This is a genomic window from Methanococcus maripaludis C5 (genome assembly GCF_000016125.1).
GTDB lineage: Archaea > AGJL01 > Methanococci > Methanococcales > Methanococcaceae > Methanococcus > Methanococcus maripaludis_D.
In genome coordinates this window covers 676,407-696,800 of sequence record NC_009135.1, presented here as the reverse complement: position 1 = coordinate 696,800, position 20,394 = coordinate 676,407, and the positions used below count along the sequence as shown (strand labels likewise).

Sequence of the window (20,394 nt, the reverse complement as noted above, 5' to 3'; positions counted from 1 at the left end):
CTAACTTTTTTAGTGATTATTATGGAAAAACCAGTTATGTGTAAAATAATTGATGTATTGGATGAAAGTCCAACAGTGAAAACTTTTTTACTCGATAAAGAGTTTGATTTTAAACCTGGCCAGTTTGCAATGGTATGGATTCCAGAAATTGATGAAAAACCTTTCGGGTTTTCAAGTAAAAATTCAATAAGCATTGCAAAGGTTGGCAGATTTACTGAAAAAATTCACTCCCTAAAAAAAGGAGACCTTTTAGGAATAAGGGGCCCATATGGAAATAATTTTGAATACATGGGAAGTAAAATTCTCGCTGTCGCAGGTGGAATTGGAAGTGCCCCGATTATTTCAGCAGTTGAAAAGTTTTCTAAAATGGATGTTGAAGTTACTTCCATTATTGGCGGAAGAACTAAAGACGAACTTTTATTTTTAGATAGATTTGAAAAGTGTGGGCGAACTTTTGCGTGCACCGATGACTGTAGCTATGGTTTTGGCGGATTCACTACTGAAAAAATGTTAGAATTACTTTCAAAAGAAAAATTTGACATGATAATATCTTGTGGCCCAGAAATAATGATGAAAAAAGTTGTAGAAATTGCAGAAAAGCATGCCATTCCTATTCAAGTTTCACTTGAGCGATACATGAAATGTGGAATTGGGATTTGTGGTCATTGTGCTGTTGATGATGAAGGACTATGTATCTGTAAAGACGGGCCAGTATTTTGGAATGATAAACTTAAGTTTGTAAGCGAATTTGGAAAATACAAAAGAGATGCAAGCGGCGCTATTTTATAACACCTGAATTATTTATTTAAACTATATATATTAAAAAATACTGATATAATTAAAAAATTACTTTTTTAAAGAAGAATAAATGTGAGTAAGTTATGTGTTCAATAAGTGGAATCGTTGCAAAGGACGAAGAGGGCTCGGGGAGTCGTAGTCTGTTGGATAATATCCAAAAACATGTTATAAACATGATGAAAATATTAAAGCATCGGGGTCCGGATTATTCTGGAATGATGTTTGATGATGAAGTTCTCTATTTTGAAAATTTTGAAGATGTTGTTGAAAACACTGAAACAATTTCGCGAATGGCAATGGGCCACAATCGGCTTGCTATCGTCGGTACCGCAGTTCAACCAATACCAAACGACGATGAATCCATATGGATTATTTGCAATGGTGAAATCTATAACCATATTGAATTAAGGGATGAACTGTCGGTAGAACATGAATTTAAAACAGATACAGATTCTGAAGCAATTATTCACGCTTATGGGGACGAACTTATCGATGTTTTAGATGGGGATTACGCTTACGCAATTTACGATAAAGAAAAAAATATCATTGAACTAAGAAGGGATTTAATGGGTGTAAAACCACTCTATTTCATAGATATGGATGAATATTTTGCATTCGCATCCGAAAAAAAAGCTCTTCACTATTTATTAATGGAAATCAATGGCAGGGACTACAAAAGTGCTTTTAATTATGATATATCAAGACTTAATCCAAATACAAGACTTACCTTTGAATTAGATGAAAATTCGTGGTACATCGAAGAAGACCTTGAAAAAGTAAATTCAAATTATTTTGAAGAAAAAGATTATGAATTGTGCAGAAATGAACTTGAAACTACAATTTTAGATTCAGTTATGAAACGAGTAAAAGGACTCGAAAAGGTCGGAATTATTTACTCAGGTGGCGTTGATAGCACCCTTATTTCAAAACTTGCATCCGAATATTGTGAAGTTATACTTTATTCAGTAGGTTCAGAAAATTCTGAAGATTTGATCTATGCAGAACGAGCTGCAAAAGATATGGGACTCGACTTTAGAAAAAAAATAATTTCAGAAGATGAATTTGAAGAATACGTGGTAAAAGTTGCAAAAGCAATAGATGAACTAGATGTAATGAAGTTGAGTGTTGGAATTCCGATACTTGCAGCTTCAGAAATGGCAAAAGAAGATGGAATAAAAGTTTTACTTTCAGGCCAGGGTGCAGATGAGTTATTTGCTGGATACAATAGGTACCAGAGAATATTAAACGAAAAAGGCGAAGATGGCCTTAAAGAATCAATAATATCAGATGTCTTCGATATTCATAAAATCAATCTTGAAAGAGATGATCACTGTACAATGGCAAACGGTGTTGAATTAAGGGTTCCTTTTTTAGATAAATTTGTAATTGATGTTGGATTATCAATTCCAGTTGAATATAAGATTGAAGAACCAAGAAAAAAGATATTAAGAGATATTGCTTCAAAATATGTTCCAGATTACATTGCACAAAGGCCAAAAAAAGCGGCCCAGTACGGTAGTGGAAGCGAAAAAATGGTCTATGCTGTTGCAAAAAAACACGGATATTCCAAAAGGAAAATAAACGAATTTTTTGAAGAATATTTAATTGAAAAAATAAAATTTTAAGCTTTTTTATTTAATTTTTAAGTTATTAAATGTCAATTTCTCCTTCAAAGACTGTTGTTGCAGGACCGGTCATGTAGATGTGATTATCTTTTTCATTCCATTCAATTATTAAATCTCCACCGAGAAGTTTGACTGTTGCTTTTCTACCAACGTATCCTTTTAAAACAGATGCAGTTAAAACTGCGCAAGCTCCAGTTCCGCACGCAAGTGTTTCACCAGCACCTCTTTCCCAAACTCTCATTTTAACAGTAGAATCATCGATTAATTCTACAAATTCGACGTTTGTTTTTTTTGGGAATTTTTCGTGAACCTCAAATAACGGACCGATTTTTTCAAGAGGGAATTCTTCCACATTTTCAATATATGTTATTGCATGAGGGTTTCCCATTGAAACACAGGTAAAATTGTAGCAGTAATCTTTTGCAGTAATTTCTTCATCGATTACAGGATGTTTTTCACTTAAAACAGGAATTGTTTCTGCTTTTAGAATGGGTTCACCCATATCAACTTTTACCAAAACTACTTTTCCGTTTTCAACAGTCATTTCAAGAACTTTTATTCCTGCAAGTGTTTCAATACTAATTGTGGATTTATCAGTCATTTTTTTATCATAAACGAACTTTCCAACACACCTAATGGCATTACCACACATTTCAGCTTCTGAACCATCTGAATTAAACATTCTCATTTTAAAGTCTGCGACATCCGATGGAAGAATTAATACAAGTCCATCTGAACCAATTCCAAAGTGTCTGTCGCTTACGAATTTTGAAATTTCGTTAGGATTTTCAATTTTTTGTGAAATTGCATCTACGTAGATATAATCGTTGCCTAAACCATGCATTTTTGTAAATTTCATTAAAACCACCATACGAATGGGTAATATTTAAAAATAGTAAAAGAAGTAATTAAGCTTTAGCATTTATCTTTGATTCATCAATAACAACAACATCCCTGATTGCACTTACTGTTCTGTATGGAACGAAAGTATAGTTTTCTGATGAAGGGGAGATTGGGCTTTGTTCTGAAGGTTCGACATTTAATGAAATTATTCTGCCCGTTTTTTCATCAATTACAATATCATCAACAGTGCCGATGATACTACCTAAGCTACCTACAATGGATCTGCCATTTAATGATTTGAAGGATAATTTCATTCAACCACCTTATTGATTAGAGTTTCGACCAGTTTTTTATCGGAAAGGGTATTGACATTTACAATAATATCTTTAACTACATGGAGAATTTCAGTCTGTTCCCCATACTTTGGAGTTAATATGTTGATACCTAAAGGTATGTATCCACCCATATCAATCGAGGGTGTTCCAACATAGTCATCCTGTTTTGTGACTACACAAAAGGACTCTATGCGATTACAAGAATTGTTAACAATTAGATACTCCTTTATTATACTATTAATAACTTTCGTCTTAATTGTCGGGATATCACTCGATAAAATTAAAAATGGTTCTCGAAAAAATTCTATACATTCATTTAGGTCATCGACATAATCTGATCCAGATGTACAAATTATATTTATCTTTTGATTATAATTTTGGTCTGAACTATATTTTTTTTCCAAATATTGTTTTGTTTTAGGGGTATGATTTGATACTGCAACATATATTTTTTCGATTTCTGAATTTAAAAGTGATTCAATAACATAATCGATCATTGGTTTTCCACAAATGTCTAGAATTGGTTTTTCAACATTTTCTTCCAACCGTGTTCCTTTTCCGCCCGCCATAATTAGTGCATCCATTTTTTCACGCTAACATGATTAGTATGATTTATATAACTCCAAAAACATATTTAAATGTGTCATTATCAATTCGGGGGATAATTATGGAATATGTTTCTAAAAAAGAAATAACGTATAAAGAACCTCTCGTAATTACTGGTTTTCCAGGCATCGGCCTTGTTGGAAGCATTGCTTCGTACCATCTTTTAAAAAACTTAAAACTGGAGTATGTGGGATATATTGAAGACCCGAAGCTTCCAGAAATAATGATTGTCGAAGAGGGAATTGCATATCCTCCTGTTCGAGTATATGCTCGCGATGATTTGGTAGTATTTTTTTCAGACGTAATGATTCCTCCTGAATTAATTTATTCTATGTCAAATATGATTTCAGACCGTTTAAAAGAATTAAATCCTAAAATGGTTGTAACACTGGAAGGATTTGCGTCAATGAATCCTGAAAAATCATTTTGGGTTTCATCGTCTGAAGATATTTTAAATTCAATTTTGGATGAAGATACGCCTGCATTACAGCTTGGAATGGTTGGGGGAATTCCAGGAGCACTTATAAAATGCTGTAATGATAGAGATATTCCAGCTGCATGTTTAATTACTGAAACGGTTGGATTAAGACCTGACCCACGAGGAGCATCTAAAATAATTGAAAACTTGAACAAAAAATACAATTTGGATGCTGACACCGAAGAACTGATAAAAGAAGCTGAAAATATCGAAGAAAAAATGAAAAGCCTCGCAAAAGAACATGCAAAATTAATGTCAAAGCCAAAAACTGAAAATCCAATGTATATGTAAAATTAAAAAAGTGATATCATGAAAGCACTAGCTTTGACGGGAGTGGGACCTTATGCAATTTCTGAAATTGTAAAGAACCACATAAAAACATTAAATTTGAAAAATATTTGTAATTTATTGGCATTGGAATCTTCAAAGGTAGGAGATTTTTTATTTATTACAAATATTTCAAAAGAAGACGTAATTTCTGGAACTGATGGGTTAATTGTTCAGATAAAGAAAATATCTATTAATAATCAGAGCGGATATTCAAGAAGCTGTGATGAAACAGAATCGGTAGTTGGCAAGGTTCAAATAGAACTTTTAGGCTATGCATCATGCTCAAATGTAGTTGAAACTGGATTAATGGATCCTTCAGTTGTAATTTTGAAAGCAAGATCAGTATATGATCTTTAATTAATTGTAAGATTAAAAAGGAAATCTGGTGAAAAAAATGCCTGTAATCACAATAGAAGCTGGATCTGTAAGTAAAGAACAGAAAGAAAAATTAATTAAGGAATTTACAAAATCTGCAAGCGAAATAATTGGACTTCCTGAAGAAAAATTTATCGTATTTATAAAAGAAAACGCCGATGAAAATGTAGGTGTTGGTGGAATTTCCCTTTTAGAACTTAAATCAAAAAGATAACCGATAAGCATTTATTCTATTTTTCATTAAAGTTTTTTGATTTTTTTAACAAGATATTATTGAAGAGGCGATTTTTTTGAAAATACTTGGAATAAGCGGTTCACCAAGAAAAAACGGAAATACGAGCAATCTCGTAAAAGAAGCGTTAAAAGCTGCTGAAGCGGAAGGTTTTGAAACAGAATTTATTTCACTTTCAGGTCTTGAATTAAACCCCTGTATTGCATGCGACATGTGCAAAAAAGATGAAGGATGTATCATTGTAGATGATATGGAAGAAATTTTAGAGAAAATTGAAGATGCTGACGGAATAATTATCGGATCTCCAGTTTACTTCGGGGGAGTTTCAGCACAAACTAAAATGTTAATTGATAGATCAAGACCTCTTAGAGCAGGCTTTAAATTAAAGTATAAAGTTGGTGCTGCAATTTCAGTTGGTGCTTCAAGAAACGGCGGTCAAGAAACTACAATAAGACAGATTCAAGACTTTTACTTCATACAGTCAATGATTGTGGTTGGAGATAGCGAACCTACTGCACACTACGGTGGAACAGGTCAAGGAAAATCACCAGAAGATACAAAAGAAGATAATTTCGGACTTGAAACTTCAAGAAATACTGGAAAAAGAGTAGCTGATGTTTTGAAAAAAATGAAATTATAATATATTCATAATTTATTTTTCAACTAATTTAAGGGGGATTTTATGGATTTAGCAGAAACCCTGGAAATAAAGAAGTATTTAATCGAAAATGAACTTCAAATTTATCCAACTCAGGATATTCCTGAAGACTTTCCAAATATCGTGTGGGAAGGAAATGATTGGAAGGAGTTTTTAAAAATTGCAATTTTTGAAAAAGCATCGATAGTATTCGTTAGAGAAGAGATTTTTAAGGATGCACATATAAAATCGAATATAATCCCGACAACAGATTCTGATGAACGAATTGTTGAATTTAACAACAAAATAAGAGCTTTTGAAAAGCATATCGGAAAATTAGCAATATTTACAATGTATTGGATAAAGAACGATGTAATTTATTCATTTACGCAAAGTTCAAAATGGGCCGAAGATTTTTTAAGTATTTCAGTAATGCTTGAAACTACTGAAGATAGGGAAATTTTAGGAATGTAATAATTTAAAAATTATTTTTTATTTTAATTTAAGGTGCGTGTAACCCAAACAACACACCTAAACTGTAGCCAAAGTACGCTACAAGCAAAAACCTTGGAATTCTTCCAAGAAGCGTTCCTGCACCAAATGACAGAAGGTTCATTTTAAATATTCCTGCAAGCCATGCAAAAACCTTGTATGGAATAGGAGTAAAACCTGCAATTGCTACACCCCAAACTCCAAATCTTTCGAAAAAATCTTTTCCTCTTGTAAAATTCTTTTCTTTAAAAATTTTCAAAAATGTATCTGTTCCAAGTTTTTTTCCAAGAAAATAACCTGTGTATCCTCCAGTAAGTGAACCAAAAGAAGCTACAAAAGCGCACGTTATGGAATCTAATCCAAAAGCCGCTGCGCCGATAATAAAAATGTCTGGAATAACTGGCTGAATTACTGCTTCAGTAAATGCAATTAAAAATATTCCGAAATATCCATAGTTAATTACAATATATTCTGCAAATTGGTAAATATCCATAATACACCTTATTTTTATCCTTTAACTAGTGCTCGAAGTATGTCGGTTTGAGAAATAACTCCTATTGCATCTGTTTTTTCATCGATTACCAAAAGTCCTGAAACATCTGCATGAAGCATCATCTGTGCAGCATGTTTTACATCTGCATCTTCATCGATAGTTAATATTTCTTTTGTTGAAACGTCTTTTAGGGTTACATCCATTAATTCAAAAACCCCTTTTTCAAAAAATAAATGTGCCAAATCCCGGTAAGTTATTACTCCATCGATATTTTCAGTTATTCTTACAAAAACCCTTTTAACGCCCTTGTTGTTCATTACCTTAAATGCTTCAAACAGGCTTTTTTCCCCATCAATAGTAAAAATCGTCGGATTCATCAGTTCTTTTACTTTCATGAGCATCCCCTCACTTTTTCGATAGATTAATATAGTAATTAAAATAAAGAAATGTATAATTGTGACACATCCGCCTTAATTATGAACTAGCGTGAAATGTCAAGTATTTCAAATTCAATGAATCTATTTTTAAATTCACACTATATAATGAAACTCATAGATTATATTCTTTGGTGGTGCAATGAGCAAATTGGTACTTAATATGCCCTGCAACACATTTACTCTTGAAACAATAATGTGTTGCGTGTTTGGACTGAAAGCATTTGATGTTGCAGTCTATTTCGAAATTTTAAAATGTAAACCTGCAAAAATAAATGAAATTGCAGAATCGCTGAATCGGGAGAGGAGCACAATTCAAAGATCTGCGCAGAGTTTAATGAATGCAGGCATTATTATTCGAAAACAAATAAATATCAAAGAAGGCGGCTATTATTACAAATATGAAGCTATTCCTTTTGCAGATGTCAAAGAAAAGATTAAAAAGACCATGAGTGACTGGAGTCGCGACGTTTGTAAATGGGTTGATGAAATAGATGAAAAAGATGCCGATGAATTGATAAAAAATCTAATTTAAAATAATTTTGTAAAATATGTGAAAACATGAAACTAACATTTCTTGGAACTGGGGCGGCAATACCTACAAAATACCGTGCGCATCCATCCATTTCTTTAAAATTTGATGGAGAGATATTTTTGTTTGATTGTGGTGAAAATACACAAAGACAGATTATTTTTACGGATGTATCCCCGATGAAAATTAATAATATATTTATTTCACATTTGCACGGCGACCATGTGCTTGGAATTCCTGGACTTTTACAATCAATTGCATTTCAGGGAAGAACAAAACCTTTGAATATATATGGGCCAGAAGAAACTGCAAAAATGATTAAAAATATATTAAATGTGGGTTACCATTCGATCGATTATCCCATAAACGTCTATGAAATATCTTCAAAAACGTCTGAAAAGATAATTTCAACGGATAATTATGATGTATTCAGTTTTCCCGTGGTTCACTCGGTTCCTGCAGTTGCATATGTGTTCAGACAGGTTAAAAAACCTAGAATGGATTTAGAAAAAGTAAATAAATTAGGAATTGAGATAGGGCCCGATTTAAAAAGGTTAAAAGATGGATATAACGTTGAACTCAATGGCAAAATAATTACTCCTGAAGACGTTACACTTCCACCAAAAAAAGGGATTTGTGTCGGATACAGTGGGGATACCATTCCATTGAATGAATTTGCAGATTTTTTGAAAGAATTAAAATGCACTATTTTAATTCATGAAGCTACATTTGATAAAACAATGGATAAAAATGCAAAAGAAACACTTCACTCAACAGTTCATGACGCATTAAATATTGCAAAACGTTCTGGTGCGAATACTGTAATATTAACGCATATATCTGCGAGATACGATGAATTATCTGCTTTTGAAAAGGATGTTGTTGAATTCAAGGTAGAACATCCTGATTTACATGTATTAATTGCTGAAGATTTAATGGAATATTCTTTAAAAGGGAAATGGGTGAAAATGTGACCGAGTATTTTGATTATGCAGGAGTTAAAAATACAGAAAGTACATTAAAATATGCAGTAGAGCGGGCTAAATTGGGAATTTCTGACATTGTTGTTGCTTCTTCATATGGTGAAACTGCAAAAATGCTCATTGATACGTTAGAAAAAGAAAATTTAAATGTAAACGTGGTCGTTGTAACATACCATCAAGGATTTTCTGAGCCAGATGTTGTAGCAATGCCTGAAAATGTCAAAAATGACCTTGAAAAACGAGGCGCAAAAGTATTCAGCGGAACTCATGCATTGAGCGGTGTTGAAAGAGGAATTTCGGGAAGATTTGGTGGATATGGGCCTGTAGAAGTCATTGCCCAGACATTAAAAACACTTGGACAGGGTGTTAAGGTATGTTATGAAGTAACAGTAATGGCAGCTGATGCAGGCCTTGTTTCAACGAAAAAAGAAATTATTGCAATTGGTGGAAGCAGTAGGGGTGCTGATTCTGCAGTTGTGATAGTACCATCAAATATGAACACATTTTTTGACATCGAATTAAGGGAAGTAATATGCATGCCGAAAAATAAGAAAAAGCATGAATAGTTGAAGATATATGATATATGAATGTAATAATATCCCTCAAAGGTGATAAAATCGAAGAGGAAATAAACTTAACTCAAATGGTCACATTACACGGATGAGCTTGTAAACTTCCAGACACCGAACTTGAAAATTTAGTAAATGGCATAATTTCTGAAGATGATTTAAAACATACAAAAGTGGGCCTCGGAGACGATGCCGCAGTCGTTATAAAAAATGGAATGGCAATTGTAAAAACTATTGACGTTTTTACGCCAATTGTAGATGATCCATACGTTCAAGGGCGAATTGCAGCATGCAATTCTACCAGCGATGTATATGCAATGGGAATTTCTGAAATCATTGGTGGACTTGTATTTCTTGGAATTCCGCCAGAACTTCCAGTAAGTGTTGCGAAAAAAATGCTTCAAGGTTTTCAGGATTTCTGCCGGGAAAACGATACCACGATTATTGGTGGACACACCATTTTAAACCCCTGGCCTTTGATTGGCGGCGCAATTACTGGCGTTGGAAAAGAAGAAGATATTCTTACAAAAGCAGGATGTAAAAATGGTGATGTATTAATTCTTACAAAACCTCTTGGAAGCCAGAGTGCAATGGCACTATCAAGAGTTAGTGAGGAATTTGAAGACTTAATAGATATCCCAAAAGAAGAGCAAAAATATATCCTTGAAAAAACCATTGAACTGATGACAACATCTAATAGAATAGCTCTTTTACATTTAAGAGACCTTGAAAATGAATTGGGCGAAAAAATTGCAAATGCAATGACTGATGTTACGGGATTTGGTATTTTGGGTCACAGTCAGGAAATGGCTGAACAAAGTGACGTTGAAATTGAAATATCCTGCCTTCCAGTAATTAAAGGAACTCCAGAACTTGCTTCATTGTTTGGACATGGTTTATGCTGTGGAAAAGGTGCTGAAACTGCCGGTGGTCTCTTAATCTCCACAAAACCGGAATATAAAAATAAATTAATTCAGAAATTTAAAAAAAATAATGTTTATGCCTTTGAAGTTGGAAAAATAGTAAATAATGGTGTTGGAATATCTAAATTATCCGAAAATGTTAAGATTTTAGAATTGTGACGATAATCCGAACCTAAATTTAGGAGGATTATTATCTAATCATTTAATTTAAATATATATTTGCATTCAGGGCAGATTATTTTCTTCCCCACATAATTAAATTCTCTTCCGCATTTTGGACATTTTGTTTTATTTGTTTTTAATTTATCGAGATCTATTATTGTGTACTTGCTGATTTCACTTTTAAAGTCCATGGTCTTCCTCTTACCAATAATATTTATATCTAGAATTATAATGATTTATATAAGCTTATGCTAATTTAAAATTTATTTGGGAAAAAATGGATTTAAAATCTTTAGCATTTAAAAATAAAGGCCAGATTTCTCTTGAATTAGGTGTTCTTACTCTTGCAATTGTTGCAGTTGCACTATTTGCAGGTTATCTTTATATAAAAAATACATTGGAATCCGCAATCCAAATAAACGAAACTACAAACGGTACTGTGGGGATATATAACGGTGCGGTAAACAAATTAACTGAATCAGTTGGAAATTTAAGTAATAAATAAATGGTGAAACTTTGAAAGAGCTAAATGGAAGAATTATTTCAAAAGGCGTCGTTGAAGGGGAAGCAATTGTTTCAAAATCGTCCATTTCATTTCTAGGCGGTGTAAATGAAGAAGGAATTGTAACTGATAAAGAAAATGAACTTTTTGGAAAAAGTATTGCAAATAAAATATTTGTATTTCCAACTGGAAAAGGAAGTACCGTTGGTTCTTACGTAATCTACGGGCTTGCTAAAAGAGGGCTTTTGAAAGGAATGGTAAATTTCGAGTCTGAACCAATTGTCGCAACTGGTGCAATTCTTGGAAAAATTCCACTCGTGGATAAAGTTAATATAGATGAAATTAAAGATGGCGATATAGTAGTAGTTGATGGAAACACGGGAACTGTTAAAATAAAAGAACAGTAAACTAAAAACATACTTTCCTACTATTTTGAATTTTTATTCATATTTTAAAATGTGAGATGAGACTATGAGGAAATCGAGAGACGCGAACCCATTTAAAGCAATGCCTACAATTTTATATCCTGATGAATTGCTAGACAAGGCATACAACAGATCGGAAAAGATTGCAGGGGAACTTAGAACAACTACAAGAGGATTAAGTACCCCCAAATCAAGAATAATCGAGGATAATAAAGTTAGGACTACTGCATCAGTTATTTCAGACAATCTTTTAAAAATTGTAGAAAAAACTCCTTCAATAGATAATTTAGATCCATTTTATAGGGAAATTCTTGAAATTATGGTGGGAAGCGACGAATTTAAAAAATCGCTTGCAGCAGTCCAGTGGGCATCTGAAATTGTGAAAAAATTAGGAACCCAGTATTCAAGAAAAGTTAAGAAAGCACAAAGCCCGCAAGCTACATCAATTGTTAGAAAAGAGTTTATCGGAAGGGTTTCATCAGTTTTAAAACAGATTTACCCAAACATGGCGTTTTTAGGTGTCGCAAGAAACAAGCTTAAAAACATTCCAACGGTGAAAAACTTACCTTCAGTAGTTATTGCAGGATACCCAAACGTTGGAAAATCAACACTTCTTAGAACACTTACTGATGCAGAGCCAGAAGTAAATTCATACCCATTTACAACAAAGGGATTGAATATCGGATATACTGAAGAAGGAATTCAGATAATCGATACCCCCGGTGTTTTAGATAGGCCAATTTACGAAAGAAACGATATCGAACTTCACGCGGTAGTTGCAATAAACTATCTTTCAGATATGATTTTATTCGTAATTGATCCAACTGAATTCTGTGGATTTACGATAGAAGAGCAGTTTAATTTACTTCAAGAAGTTAGAAAAACATTCAACGCCCCAATTTTAGTTGCACTGACCAAAATAGATGTTGATGAAATGGAAGGTTTAGATGCACTCGAAGAAAACCTTGGAGAATACGAAGTAATGAAAGTGTCATCCCTTAAAAAAGAAGGTATTGTTGATTTAAGAAAAAGAATATTGGATATTCTTAACGAACAAGGTTTAATGGACCTTTTAGAAGAAGAATAAACTTTCTTTTTTATTATTTTTTATGTTTTTGAAATATTGTAGCTTTTAAATCCGCCTACAAGCCTTTTTACTTTAAATCCCAACAGTTTTAATATCGTTGCAATTGACTGGCTTCTCATACCGCCTCTTGCACAAAACACAACTAAATTTTTATTTGGATCCAATTTTAATGATTCTGAAACTATTCTTTTTATTCCATCCTGAATAATAATTCCAGCTTTAGCAATTGCAACTTCTTTTCCTTCGTGTTTATAGAGTTTTCCAATAGTTTCATATTCTTCCGTTAAAAAAAGCGGGATATTTACTGCATTGGAAATGGTTTTTTCAGAAAATTCTCTTGGGGACCTTGCATCGATTATTGTTATATATTCAGAGTTTAGATTGAAAAACTGTTCAATTGTAATAACCTCATCTGAAAGCTCACTTCCAATTGATCCAAGGTATTTTTTAATATTTACCGGTTCAAAATAAAACATTTCGCCAGAAAATTCTAAAACACTCGGTTTTGTGATATTTTTAGAACTTTCGGAAATAAATGATGCGATTTGTCCAGTTAATTTTCCAGCAGCAATTTTTCCATTCCTTAAAATTGCTTTTTCACCAGTTTTCAACCGGATTGATAATATAACATCATTTTTAAATGTAAGTAGCCTTGAAAGAATGTTTTCGTCCATGTTTTCACTTTAAATTTTAATTCCGTGTTTTTTCAAAATTTCGTCAATATATTTTGATATTTCTTCTGTGGATTTTAGAATATCTTCGTTATTTATGATTAAATCGTGTTTTACCTTACCAATATGCCTTAAGTAGTGTTCACTGTAAAGTCCTTCTTCAATTAAAATTGCAGCATCGTTGTATTCATCTTTTTTTAGTAAATCAACTATTTCGTCCATTAATTCGATTTTTTCAGGTTTTGAAAGTGCAGATTTTAAATCAATAAATTTATCGATTAAAATTTCTTTTTCAACCTCGTTTTTTGGAAGATACCAGTTTAAAAGTCTCTTAATCTGGCATTCGTAAGGGCAGTTTACAACGATATTATGTTCGTAACATTTTAAATCAGAAAATGGTTCAGGGATAGTTACTTTGGTTCTGCCACCAATTCGCCTTCCTTCAAATTCGACTATGCAGTATCCCGTATTTTCCGCAATTTTTCTCTGTTTTTCAAGGCATGCATCAAATTCTTCCTGAGTATTTGATGATAAATCGTATAAATCCCCCAAAATACTTCCTTTATTGTTTGCACAGCCTTCGATATCTACGACTGAGTACTTTTTCTTTAATTCGTTTAAAATTTCGGTTTTTCCACAACCCGTTTTTCCAAAAAGTCCAAAAATAATCATAATTACACCAAAAATACAGTAGTAAAAACATATTAAAAAACTTAATGGATAATGATTTAAATTTAGGAATATTTTGAAAATATTCATTTAAAAAATAGTAAGATTATTTAAAAAAATTTAAAAAATTTAGGTTGTATATTCTGAATTTATTTTAACATATTCATATCCCAAATCGCATCCAAATGCCGTGTTTTCAAAGCTTCCCATTTTTAAATCCACGATTATTTTGATTTTATCTTCTTTCATTATTTCTTCTGCAAGTTTTAACTCAGGAGTTCCGCAGTCTGCAATCTGCTCCCCTGCTTTAACTAAAATTGCCTGTTTTTCTGAAGAAATATCACCTATTATAATATCAAAATTGGCCATGTCCATTTCGGCACCACTGTATCCGACGGCAGCTGCAATTCTTCCCCAGTTTGGATCAGCACCAAAAAAAGCGGTTTTTAAAAGGAGTGATCTAACAATCGACATCGAAGCTTTTTTTGCGTCTTCTTTTGTTTCTGCACCATAAACGGTCGCTTCAATTAATTTTTTAGCACCTTCACCATCTGAAACAATCATTTTTGCAAGCTCTTTTGAAACATATGTTAAAGCTTCATCAAATTCATCTTTGCAGTCAGTATATTTTACACCACTTTGAGCATTTGCTAAAACATACACAGTATCGTTTGTACTCATGTCTCCATCGACAACTGCATTGTTAAAGCTTTCGTCAGTTGCTTTTTGAAGGGAATTGGTTAAATCTTCTTTTGATATTTCAATATCCGTTGTAATAAATCCAAGCATTGTTGCATGAAGCATGTTTGGTGCAATCATTCCAGCACCTTTTGCAATTCCTCCGATTCTAATTTTTTTGTCCTTTACTTCGAATTCAACTGCAACCGTTTTTGGAAATGCGTCAGTAGTCATTATCGCTTTTGATGCATTTTCGTTGCTGTTTTCTAGATCCATATTTTCAAAAGCCCTTTCAACTTCCAAAGTTATGATATCCATTGGCATTTTCCTACCAATTACCCCTGTTGATGCTGAAAGTACCTGATTTTCTGGAATTTTTAATAATTCAGCTGCTTTTTTCACGAGTAATTCTGCATCTTCCATTCCGCCTTTTGTAAAGCAGTTTGCATTTCCACTATTTGCAACAATTGCCCTGAATACATTATTATTTACTAAAACATCTTTTGAAAGAGCAACAGGATGTGCAAAAACCTTATTTGTTGTAAATACCCCTGCTGCAACTGCATCTGTTTCTGAATATATTAAAGCAGCACCGTATTTTCTATCCTTGTGCCCGTTTGACTTAAAACCCTTTGGAGCTACGACCCCTCCATCCACAACCACAAAATTTTCGGCCATGTTTCATCATCTCTTTCGCATTTAATTTAACTCTGGAAATTATTTTATTTTAAGTATAAAAAGATTTATTCAAAATAATATTTAAAACTAAAATTATTAAATTTTAACTATTATTTTTAATTTTTTTAAGCTTACTAAATGTAATTATCCAAATTAATACAAATACAGCAAATGACGATGAAAGAGTTGCAATTGCACCGCCAATAATGCCCAAATTTGGAATTAACATGTAATTTAATATTGCATTTAACAAAATGCCTAAAAATAAAACATATACTGGAATTTTTGCGTATCCAAGACCCTGAAGGGATGACGCACATATTGTATATGTACTCATGAAAACTGCAGATACTGAGAGTATTTTTAAAGAAGTAACGCTTTCAGGAGTATTTATTCCAAAAAACAGTTTCAAAAGTTCTTTTGAGAATAAAAAAATTATTAATAATGCAGGTAAAACTATTAAAATGTTCAAAATTGTTGCTTTTTTAAAATATGAAATGTCTTTCGATTTTGAAATTCTTGGAATTAGTACTATTGCTATTGCAGATGCGAACAAGAAAAGAAGCCTTGAAAGTAACGATGCGTATCCGTAAACACCATTATCATAAGCTCCAAGCATCGAAAGTATGAAAATACCATCGAGATCATTTATAAGCCTATAGGATGCAGTCGTAAGTGCGATAGGAATTGAATAATATATAACTTTTTTAACAGATTCCTTCTCTTTTATCGGTGAAAATATATTTTTTAAAATATGTGAAAATGAATATTCTAGATTTGATTTTGATAAGAGGTAGATTCCAAAAATTCCGCCGATTAAAAATGAAACTGAAATCGATAGAATTCCACCAAATACGCCAAATAAATAGCTCAAAATTACTAAAAAAACAACTTTTGAAGTATTTTCTAAAATCCATGTTTTTGATAAATTCTTTATTTTTAAATTTCCCTGTAATACGCCCCTGCTCCACGAAATAACTACTGAAAATGGTAATGCAAGTGCGACAGCGTAAAAATAAACATTTGGTAAATTAGAATAGTTTCCGCCAAGCAAATATTTTAAAAATACTGTAAAAATTCCGCCAAATATTGAAAAAATAAACATTACTTTTAAAATATCGTATATCCAAGTATTTTCTTTAAGGTCATTGCCAGAAATAAATTTTGCCATTGCTGGCGGAATTCCCGAACAAAAAATAATAACTAACGTATCTAAAATCGGCATTAACCCTTTAATGATACCAAAACCCTCAGTTCCAAGAATAAATGGTATTAAAAAATAAAAAAGATAGGCTGCAAATTTGGAATACATGTTTGAAAATATCATGTATGCACTGTCTTTTACAATTCCATCTTTTTTTAAGTTTTTAATCATGAAATCACAAACAAAATGAACTTAATTTTTAAGTAACTTTTGAACCATTGCTTTATTTTTTAAAGCAGATTCAAAATTTGGATTTAACTTAACAGCTTTTTCAAAGCATTCGAACGCCTTTTGGTAGTTTTTAACCTTGTAATATTCGACTCCTTTATTATTCCATCTGATAGGGAGTGTTTCTTTTAATTTAAGGCGTGTCTTTTCAATATTTTTTCTTAAAGTTTCTGAATATGGATTTATTTCAAAAGCTTTTTCAAAATAGTCGAGAGCCTTCTCAAAATTTCCCTGTTTGTAGTTTTCAACGCCCAATTTTGAAAATTTATTATAATTTTCGCGTTCCTGCTTTTTTAACTTTTCTTCCACAATTGCTTTATTTTTTATTGCAGGAATATATGATGAATTCATGTTTAAAACGCTGTTGAAACACCACAATGCTTTTTCGTATTCCTTAAGTTTTAAAAAAACCATTCCTTTTCCAAAGACTGCTAAAAAATCTTTTGGATAATATGAAAGTATTTTATCATAACACTCAAGTGCTTCCGAATATTTTTCAGAATTACAGAGCATTGCTCCATGGCTGTGCCATTTTTGAATACCGTAATTGTTCTTCATGTTCCATCCTTTCAAAAGTTAAAAACAGTCCAAATCTTTTGATATAATGAATAACGAAGTTTAAAAATAAATAGCTATTGTGTAGGTAGAATTAAATTTTAAAAAAAGATGTATTTTAAAGAATTATTCAAATTCAATTGTTGCTGGTGGTTTATCAGTTACGTCAAGAACCACTCTTGTAACATTTGGAATTTCAGAGGTAATTCTTTTGCTTATTTTTTTAATTAAATCGTACGGGATTTCAGGAGTATGTGCAGTCATTGCATCGAGTGATTTTACAAATCTAAGTGCAACAACCCAGTTGTAATCCCTAATATCTCCTTTAACACCAGTTGCTTTTGTATCGAGCACTGCTGCAAAGTACTGCCAGAGTTCGTTTTTAAGTTCGGTTTTTTCAATTTCTTCTGAAACGATGAAGTTTGCTTCCTTACAGATTGCTAATTTTTCATCTGTAATTTCGCCTAAAATTCTAACTGCAAGTCCGGGTCCCGGAAAAGGTTGTCTGTGTGCAATCTGGTCTGGAAGTCCAAGTGCAACTGCTAAAAGTCTAACTTCATCTTTGTAGAGTTCTCTTAAAGGTTCAACAACATCTAAAACCATTCCACCAGGTAACGCAATGTTGTGGTGTGTTTTAATCTGTCCTTCACTTTCAATCCAGTCTGGTGCAATTGTTCCCTGAACGAGTACTTCTTCACCCTGTTCTTCTGCAACTTTCTCAAATACTTCAATAAAGAGCCTTCCAATTATTTTTCTTTTTTCTTCTGGATCAATTACTCCTTCGAGTTCTTTTAAAAATATGTCTTTTGCTTCAACAATTTTTAAATTGAGTCCCATCTGTTCTTTAAAAATTTTCCAGATTTCTTCAGACTCATTTTTCCTCATTAATCCAGTATCAACGTAAACTGCAAGTAATTTATCCCCAATTGCTTTATCTGTAAGAACTGCAGCAACTGCACTGTCAACTCCGCCACTCAATGCAATAATCGTTTTTCTATTGTTAATCTGCTTTCTTATTTCTTCAATAGATTCTTCTATAAACGGCTCTGTTTTAAACATTGATTTTCCTCCAAATAATTAATTATTTTTCAATCGAAGCTTTTACCAATCCATAGAATAATGGGTGAGGTTTGTTTGGTCTTGATTTAAATTCAGGGTGTGCTTGTGTTGCAATAAAGTACTTGTGATTTTCAAGTTCTATAAATTCTGCAAGTTTTCCGTCAGGCGACATTCCTGAAATTATTAATCCGTTTTTCTTCAATATTTCATGGTATTCGGGATTTACTTCGTATCGGTGTCTGTGTCTTTCAGATACATTTATTGAACCATATAATTCACTTGCAAGTGAATTTTCTGTTAAAATTGTAGGGTAAGCACCAAGTCTCATGGTCCCACCTTTTTCAGTTATTTCACGCTGTTCTGGAATGTAATCTATTACAGGATGTTCAGTTTCTTCGTCAAATTCTGTCGAGTTTGCTTTTAAGCCACATACATTTCTTGCAAATTCAATTACTGCACACTGCATTCCAAGACAAATTCCTAAAAAAGGAATATTTCTTTCTCTTGCATATCTTACGGCATTTACTTTTCCATCGATTCCTCGATCTCCAAAACCGCCAGGAACTAAAATACCATGCAATTTTTCGTCATCAACCATTTTGTCAAGAATTTCTTCATTATTTTTGGTTTCGAGTTCTTCTGAATTAATCCAAGCAATATTTACTTTTGTATCGTTTTTAGCACCAGCATGGCCCAAAGCTTCCATGATACTCATGTAAGAATCTTTTAATTCAACGTATTTTCCAACGATTCCAATTGTGATTTCATTCATGGGGTTTATGATTCTGTCAACAATAGCCCTCCATTCGGTTAAATCAGGAGTGGAATCTCTTAAATTAAGTTTTTCGGTAACTAATTTACCAAGTCCTTCTTTTTCAAGATTTAGGGGAACTTCGTAAATTGTTCTTGCATCTTTACACTCAATTACTGCTTCTTTTTCAACATCGCAAAAGAGTGCAAGTTTGTCCTTTATTTTTTCACTTATCGGAATTTCTGATCTACAAACCAATATATCTGGCTGAATTCCAATTCCTTTCAATTCTTTTACTGAGTGCTGTGTTGGTTTTGTCTTTAATTCGCCTGCACTTCTAATATATGGAAGAAGTGAAACGTGAATGTAAAGCACATTTTCCTTTCCAACGTCTTTTTTAAATTGTCGAATTGCTTCTAAAAAAGGTAAGCTCTCGATATCCCCGACAGTTCCGCCAATTTCGATAATTGTAATATCAGAGTCTTTTCCAAGCGCTTTGATTCTATCTTTTATCTCGTTTGTAATGTGCGGAATTACCTGAACCGTTTTTCCAAGATAGTCCCCTCTTCTTTCCTTTGAGAGAACACTCCAGTATATTTTACCTGTTGTGATATTGTTGTCAGCCTTCAATCCAATGTCTACAAATCTTTCGTAGTTTCCAAGGTCAAGATCAGTTTCTCCACCATCGTCAGTTACGAAAACTTCACCGTGTTCAAAAGGAGACATCGTACCGGCATCGATTTGTAAATAAGGGTCGATTTTAATCATATTTACGTTCAAACCCCTTGCCTTGAGAAGTCTTCCAAGAGATGATGAGGTTATCCCTTTACCTAAAGAAGACACCACACCGCCTGTAACAAATATATATTTCATCAGAATCCCTCGATAAATAGTAAAAATCAAAATAATAATTCTAAAACTATTATTCAATCAAATATAAATGTTTCCAGATTTTGAAAAATCCAAATGTTAGAATAAGTAATAGATTCATGTATGTTTTAAGAGTATATGTAGTTTATCGGAAACTTTGGGGAAGAATT

The 20,394-nt window shown here is 32.7% G+C and carries 27 protein-coding genes; 14 read left to right on the top strand and 13 right to left on the bottom strand.

Annotated elements, in window-relative coordinates:
* The first annotated feature begins 21 nt into the window (after positions 1-21).
* Both MMARC5_RS03665 and asnB read left to right on the top strand, forming a co-directional pair.
* On the top strand, positions 22-789 hold the full coding sequence (locus MMARC5_RS03665) for a dihydroorotate dehydrogenase electron transfer subunit (RefSeq protein WP_011868490.1): 768 nt from the start codon (positions 22-24) through the stop codon (positions 787-789).
* 92 nt (positions 790-881) lie between these two features.
* Complete coding sequence (asnB, locus tag MMARC5_RS03660) at positions 882-2,423, top strand: asparagine synthase (glutamine-hydrolyzing) (protein WP_011868489.1); 1,542 nt, start codon at positions 882-884, stop codon at positions 2,421-2,423.
* 25 nt (positions 2,424-2,448) lie between these two features.
* Here asnB and dapF read toward each other — a convergent pair whose 3' ends face one another.
* Genes dapF through cobY form a run of 3 tightly spaced genes read right to left on the bottom strand, consistent with a single transcriptional unit; the run spans position 2,449 to position 4,185 of the window.
* Positions 2,449-3,282, bottom strand: coding sequence for a diaminopimelate epimerase (gene dapF, locus MMARC5_RS03655; RefSeq protein ID WP_011868488.1), 834 nt, complete (start codon positions 3,280-3,282; stop codon positions 2,449-2,451).
* A gap of 49 nt (positions 3,283-3,331) precedes the next feature.
* Positions 3,332-3,580 carry a PRC-barrel domain-containing protein gene (locus MMARC5_RS03650; protein WP_011868487.1) on the bottom strand — a complete coding sequence of 83 codons (249 nt, stop codon included), beginning with the start codon at positions 3,578-3,580 and terminating at the stop codon, positions 3,332-3,334.
* Positions 3,577-4,185: an adenosylcobinamide-phosphate guanylyltransferase gene (gene cobY, locus MMARC5_RS03645; protein ID WP_011868486.1), complete on the bottom strand. Its 609-nt coding sequence runs from the start codon at positions 4,183-4,185 to the stop codon at positions 3,577-3,579. Before cobY ends, MMARC5_RS03650 begins: the two co-directional genes overlap by 4 nt.
* 83 nt (positions 4,186-4,268) lie before the next feature.
* Here cobY and MMARC5_RS03640 point away from each other — a divergent pair, with 83 nt between their 5' ends.
* From MMARC5_RS03640 to MMARC5_RS03620, 5 genes are all read left to right on the top strand, one after another.
* Complete coding sequence (locus MMARC5_RS03640; RefSeq protein ID WP_011868485.1) at positions 4,269-4,976, top strand: proteasome assembly chaperone family protein; 708 nt, start codon at positions 4,269-4,271, stop codon at positions 4,974-4,976.
* A gap of 18 nt (positions 4,977-4,994) precedes the next feature.
* Positions 4,995-5,372, top strand: coding sequence for a DUF473 domain-containing protein (locus tag MMARC5_RS03635; protein WP_011868484.1), 378 nt, complete (start codon positions 4,995-4,997; stop codon positions 5,370-5,372).
* Between the two features lie 37 nt (positions 5,373-5,409).
* Positions 5,410-5,604 carry a 4-oxalocrotonate tautomerase DmpI gene (gene dmpI, locus MMARC5_RS03630; RefSeq protein WP_011868483.1) on the top strand — a complete coding sequence of 65 codons (195 nt, stop codon included), beginning with the start codon at positions 5,410-5,412 and terminating at the stop codon, positions 5,602-5,604.
* A gap of 76 nt (positions 5,605-5,680) precedes the next feature.
* Positions 5,681-6,262 (top strand): flavodoxin family protein, encoded by a 582-nt coding sequence (locus tag MMARC5_RS03625; RefSeq protein WP_011868482.1) that lies wholly within the window; start codon positions 5,681-5,683, stop codon positions 6,260-6,262.
* A gap of 42 nt (positions 6,263-6,304) precedes the next feature.
* Positions 6,305-6,733, top strand: coding sequence for a hypothetical protein (locus MMARC5_RS03620; protein ID WP_011868481.1), 429 nt, complete (start codon positions 6,305-6,307; stop codon positions 6,731-6,733).
* A 28-nt stretch (positions 6,734-6,761) separates the two neighbouring features.
* On the opposite strand, the gene MMARC5_RS03615 is transcribed toward MMARC5_RS03620, so the two are convergent.
* On the bottom strand, positions 6,762-7,244 hold the full coding sequence (locus tag MMARC5_RS03615; RefSeq protein WP_011868480.1) for a YqaA family protein: 483 nt from the start codon (positions 7,242-7,244) through the stop codon (positions 6,762-6,764).
* 14 nt (positions 7,245-7,258) lie between these two features.
* Positions 7,259-7,639 carry a CBS domain-containing protein gene (locus MMARC5_RS03610; RefSeq protein ID WP_048058452.1) on the bottom strand — a complete coding sequence of 127 codons (381 nt, stop codon included), beginning with the start codon at positions 7,637-7,639 and terminating at the stop codon, positions 7,259-7,261.
* Between the two features lie 181 nt (positions 7,640-7,820).
* Here MMARC5_RS03610 and MMARC5_RS03605 point away from each other — a divergent pair, with 181 nt between their 5' ends.
* The 4 genes from MMARC5_RS03605 to selD are packed head-to-tail and all read left to right on the top strand — an operon-like array spanning position 7,821 to position 10,844.
* Positions 7,821-8,213, top strand: coding sequence for a helix-turn-helix domain-containing protein (locus MMARC5_RS03605; RefSeq protein WP_011868478.1), 393 nt, complete (start codon positions 7,821-7,823; stop codon positions 8,211-8,213).
* A 26-nt stretch (positions 8,214-8,239) separates the two neighbouring features.
* Complete coding sequence (gene rnz, locus MMARC5_RS03600; protein WP_011868477.1) at positions 8,240-9,184, top strand: ribonuclease Z; 945 nt, start codon at positions 8,240-8,242, stop codon at positions 9,182-9,184.
* Positions 9,181-9,759: a pyruvate kinase alpha/beta domain-containing protein gene (locus tag MMARC5_RS03595; protein WP_048058451.1), complete on the top strand. Its 579-nt coding sequence runs from the start codon at positions 9,181-9,183 to the stop codon at positions 9,757-9,759. Before rnz ends, MMARC5_RS03595 begins: the two co-directional genes overlap by 4 nt.
* Positions 9,760-9,776: 17 nt before the next feature.
* The gene (selD, locus tag MMARC5_RS03590) at positions 9,777-10,844 is read left to right on the top strand and encodes a selenide, water dikinase SelD (protein WP_011868475.1); all 1,068 of its coding nucleotides are present in this window, start codon (positions 9,777-9,779) and stop codon (positions 10,842-10,844) included.
* A gap of 35 nt (positions 10,845-10,879) precedes the next feature.
* On the opposite strand, the gene MMARC5_RS09735 is transcribed toward selD, so the two are convergent.
* Positions 10,880-11,038 carry a hypothetical protein gene (locus MMARC5_RS09735; protein ID WP_196793258.1) on the bottom strand — a complete coding sequence of 53 codons (159 nt, stop codon included), beginning with the start codon at positions 11,036-11,038 and terminating at the stop codon, positions 10,880-10,882.
* An 86-nt stretch (positions 11,039-11,124) separates the two neighbouring features.
* On the opposite strand from MMARC5_RS09735, the gene MMARC5_RS03585 reads away from it, so the two are divergent.
* The 3 genes from MMARC5_RS03585 (at position 11,125) to MMARC5_RS03575 (ending at position 12,861) form a co-directional block, all read left to right on the top strand.
* A complete protein-coding gene (locus MMARC5_RS03585; protein WP_011868474.1) occupies positions 11,125-11,352 on the top strand; it encodes a class III signal peptide-containing protein in 228 nt (75 codons plus the stop codon).
* 11 nt (positions 11,353-11,363) lie between these two features.
* Positions 11,364-11,756 (top strand): DUF126 domain-containing protein, encoded by a 393-nt coding sequence (locus tag MMARC5_RS03580; protein ID WP_011868473.1) that lies wholly within the window; start codon positions 11,364-11,366, stop codon positions 11,754-11,756.
* A 64-nt stretch (positions 11,757-11,820) separates the two neighbouring features.
* Positions 11,821-12,861 (top strand): NOG1 family protein, encoded by a 1,041-nt coding sequence (locus MMARC5_RS03575; RefSeq protein ID WP_011868472.1) that lies wholly within the window; start codon positions 11,821-11,823, stop codon positions 12,859-12,861.
* Between the two features lie 20 nt (positions 12,862-12,881).
* Here MMARC5_RS03575 and MMARC5_RS03570 read toward each other — a convergent pair whose 3' ends face one another.
* The 7 genes from MMARC5_RS03570 to pyrG form a co-directional block, all read right to left on the bottom strand.
* Positions 12,882-13,535: a selenouridine synthase SelU-like subunit gene (locus MMARC5_RS03570; protein WP_011868471.1), complete on the bottom strand. Its 654-nt coding sequence runs from the start codon at positions 13,533-13,535 to the stop codon at positions 12,882-12,884.
* A gap of 9 nt (positions 13,536-13,544) precedes the next feature.
* The gene (locus MMARC5_RS03565) at positions 13,545-14,204 is read right to left on the bottom strand and encodes a selenouridine synthase SelU-like subunit (protein WP_011868470.1); all 660 of its coding nucleotides are present in this window, start codon (positions 14,202-14,204) and stop codon (positions 13,545-13,547) included.
* A gap of 126 nt (positions 14,205-14,330) precedes the next feature.
* Positions 14,331-15,557 (bottom strand): bifunctional ornithine acetyltransferase/N-acetylglutamate synthase, encoded by a 1,227-nt coding sequence (gene argJ, locus MMARC5_RS03560; protein WP_011868469.1) that lies wholly within the window; start codon positions 15,555-15,557, stop codon positions 14,331-14,333.
* A gap of 103 nt (positions 15,558-15,660) precedes the next feature.
* Entirely contained in the window at positions 15,661-16,932 is a 1,272-nt protein-coding gene (locus tag MMARC5_RS03555; RefSeq protein WP_011868468.1) for a flippase, read from the bottom strand.
* Positions 16,933-16,953: 21 nt separating this feature from the next.
* Positions 16,954-17,547, bottom strand: coding sequence for a tetratricopeptide repeat protein (locus MMARC5_RS03550; RefSeq protein ID WP_011868467.1), 594 nt, complete (start codon positions 17,545-17,547; stop codon positions 16,954-16,956).
* A gap of 123 nt (positions 17,548-17,670) precedes the next feature.
* Positions 17,671-18,603, bottom strand: a complete 933-nt coding sequence (guaA, locus tag MMARC5_RS03545) for a glutamine-hydrolyzing GMP synthase (protein ID WP_011868466.1) — start codon at positions 18,601-18,603, stop codon at positions 17,671-17,673.
* 22 nt (positions 18,604-18,625) lie between these two features.
* Positions 18,626-20,227, bottom strand: coding sequence for a glutamine hydrolyzing CTP synthase (gene pyrG / locus MMARC5_RS03540; protein ID WP_011868465.1), 1,602 nt, complete (start codon positions 20,225-20,227; stop codon positions 18,626-18,628).
* Positions 20,228-20,394: the final 167 nt, after the last annotated feature.

Coding starts and splice junctions, on each gene's coding strand:
- MMARC5_RS03605 (WP_011868478.1), top strand. CDS start 7,821: ATGAGCAAATTGGTACTTAATATGCCCTGCAACACATTTACTCTTGAA.
- cobY (WP_011868486.1), bottom strand. CDS start 4,185: ATGGATGCACTAATTATGGCGGGCGGAAAAGGAACACGGTTGGAAGAA.
- MMARC5_RS09735 (WP_196793258.1), bottom strand. CDS start 11,038: ATGGACTTTAAAAGTGAAATCAGCAAGTACACAATAATAGATCTCGAT.
- MMARC5_RS03570 (WP_011868471.1), bottom strand. CDS start 13,535: ATGGACGAAAACATTCTTTCAAGGCTACTTACATTTAAAAATGATGTT.
- MMARC5_RS03635 (WP_011868484.1), top strand. CDS start 4,995: ATGAAAGCACTAGCTTTGACGGGAGTGGGACCTTATGCAATTTCTGAA.
- MMARC5_RS03615 (WP_011868480.1), bottom strand. CDS start 7,244: ATGGATATTTACCAATTTGCAGAATATATTGTAATTAACTATGGATAT.
- MMARC5_RS03640 (WP_011868485.1), top strand. CDS start 4,269: ATGGAATATGTTTCTAAAAAAGAAATAACGTATAAAGAACCTCTCGTA.
- MMARC5_RS03610 (WP_048058452.1), bottom strand. CDS start 7,639: ATGAAAGTAAAAGAACTGATGAATCCGACGATTTTTACTATTGATGGG.
- MMARC5_RS03550 (WP_011868467.1), bottom strand. CDS start 17,547: ATGAAGAACAATTACGGTATTCAAAAATGGCACAGCCATGGAGCAATG.
- MMARC5_RS03650 (WP_011868487.1), bottom strand. CDS start 3,580: ATGAAATTATCCTTCAAATCATTAAATGGCAGATCCATTGTAGGTAGC.
- MMARC5_RS03665 (WP_011868490.1), top strand. CDS start 22: ATGGAAAAACCAGTTATGTGTAAAATAATTGATGTATTGGATGAAAGT.
- MMARC5_RS03575 (WP_011868472.1), top strand. CDS start 11,821: ATGAGGAAATCGAGAGACGCGAACCCATTTAAAGCAATGCCTACAATT.
- dapF (WP_011868488.1), bottom strand. CDS start 3,282: ATGAAATTTACAAAAATGCATGGTTTAGGCAACGATTATATCTACGTA.
- MMARC5_RS03555 (WP_011868468.1), bottom strand. CDS start 16,932: ATGATTAAAAACTTAAAAAAAGATGGAATTGTAAAAGACAGTGCATAC.
- asnB (WP_011868489.1), top strand. CDS start 882: ATGTGTTCAATAAGTGGAATCGTTGCAAAGGACGAAGAGGGCTCGGGG.
- pyrG (WP_011868465.1), bottom strand. CDS start 20,227: ATGAAATATATATTTGTTACAGGCGGTGTGGTGTCTTCTTTAGGTAAA.
- MMARC5_RS03565 (WP_011868470.1), bottom strand. CDS start 14,204: ATGATTATTTTTGGACTTTTTGGAAAAACGGGTTGTGGAAAAACCGAA.
- guaA (WP_011868466.1), bottom strand. CDS start 18,603: ATGTTTAAAACAGAGCCGTTTATAGAAGAATCTATTGAAGAAATAAGA.
- rnz (WP_011868477.1), top strand. CDS start 8,240: ATGAAACTAACATTTCTTGGAACTGGGGCGGCAATACCTACAAAATAC.
- MMARC5_RS03620 (WP_011868481.1), top strand. CDS start 6,305: ATGGATTTAGCAGAAACCCTGGAAATAAAGAAGTATTTAATCGAAAAT.
- dmpI (WP_011868483.1), top strand. CDS start 5,410: ATGCCTGTAATCACAATAGAAGCTGGATCTGTAAGTAAAGAACAGAAA.
- argJ (WP_011868469.1), bottom strand. CDS start 15,557: ATGGCCGAAAATTTTGTGGTTGTGGATGGAGGGGTCGTAGCTCCAAAG.
- MMARC5_RS03585 (WP_011868474.1), top strand. CDS start 11,125: ATGGATTTAAAATCTTTAGCATTTAAAAATAAAGGCCAGATTTCTCTT.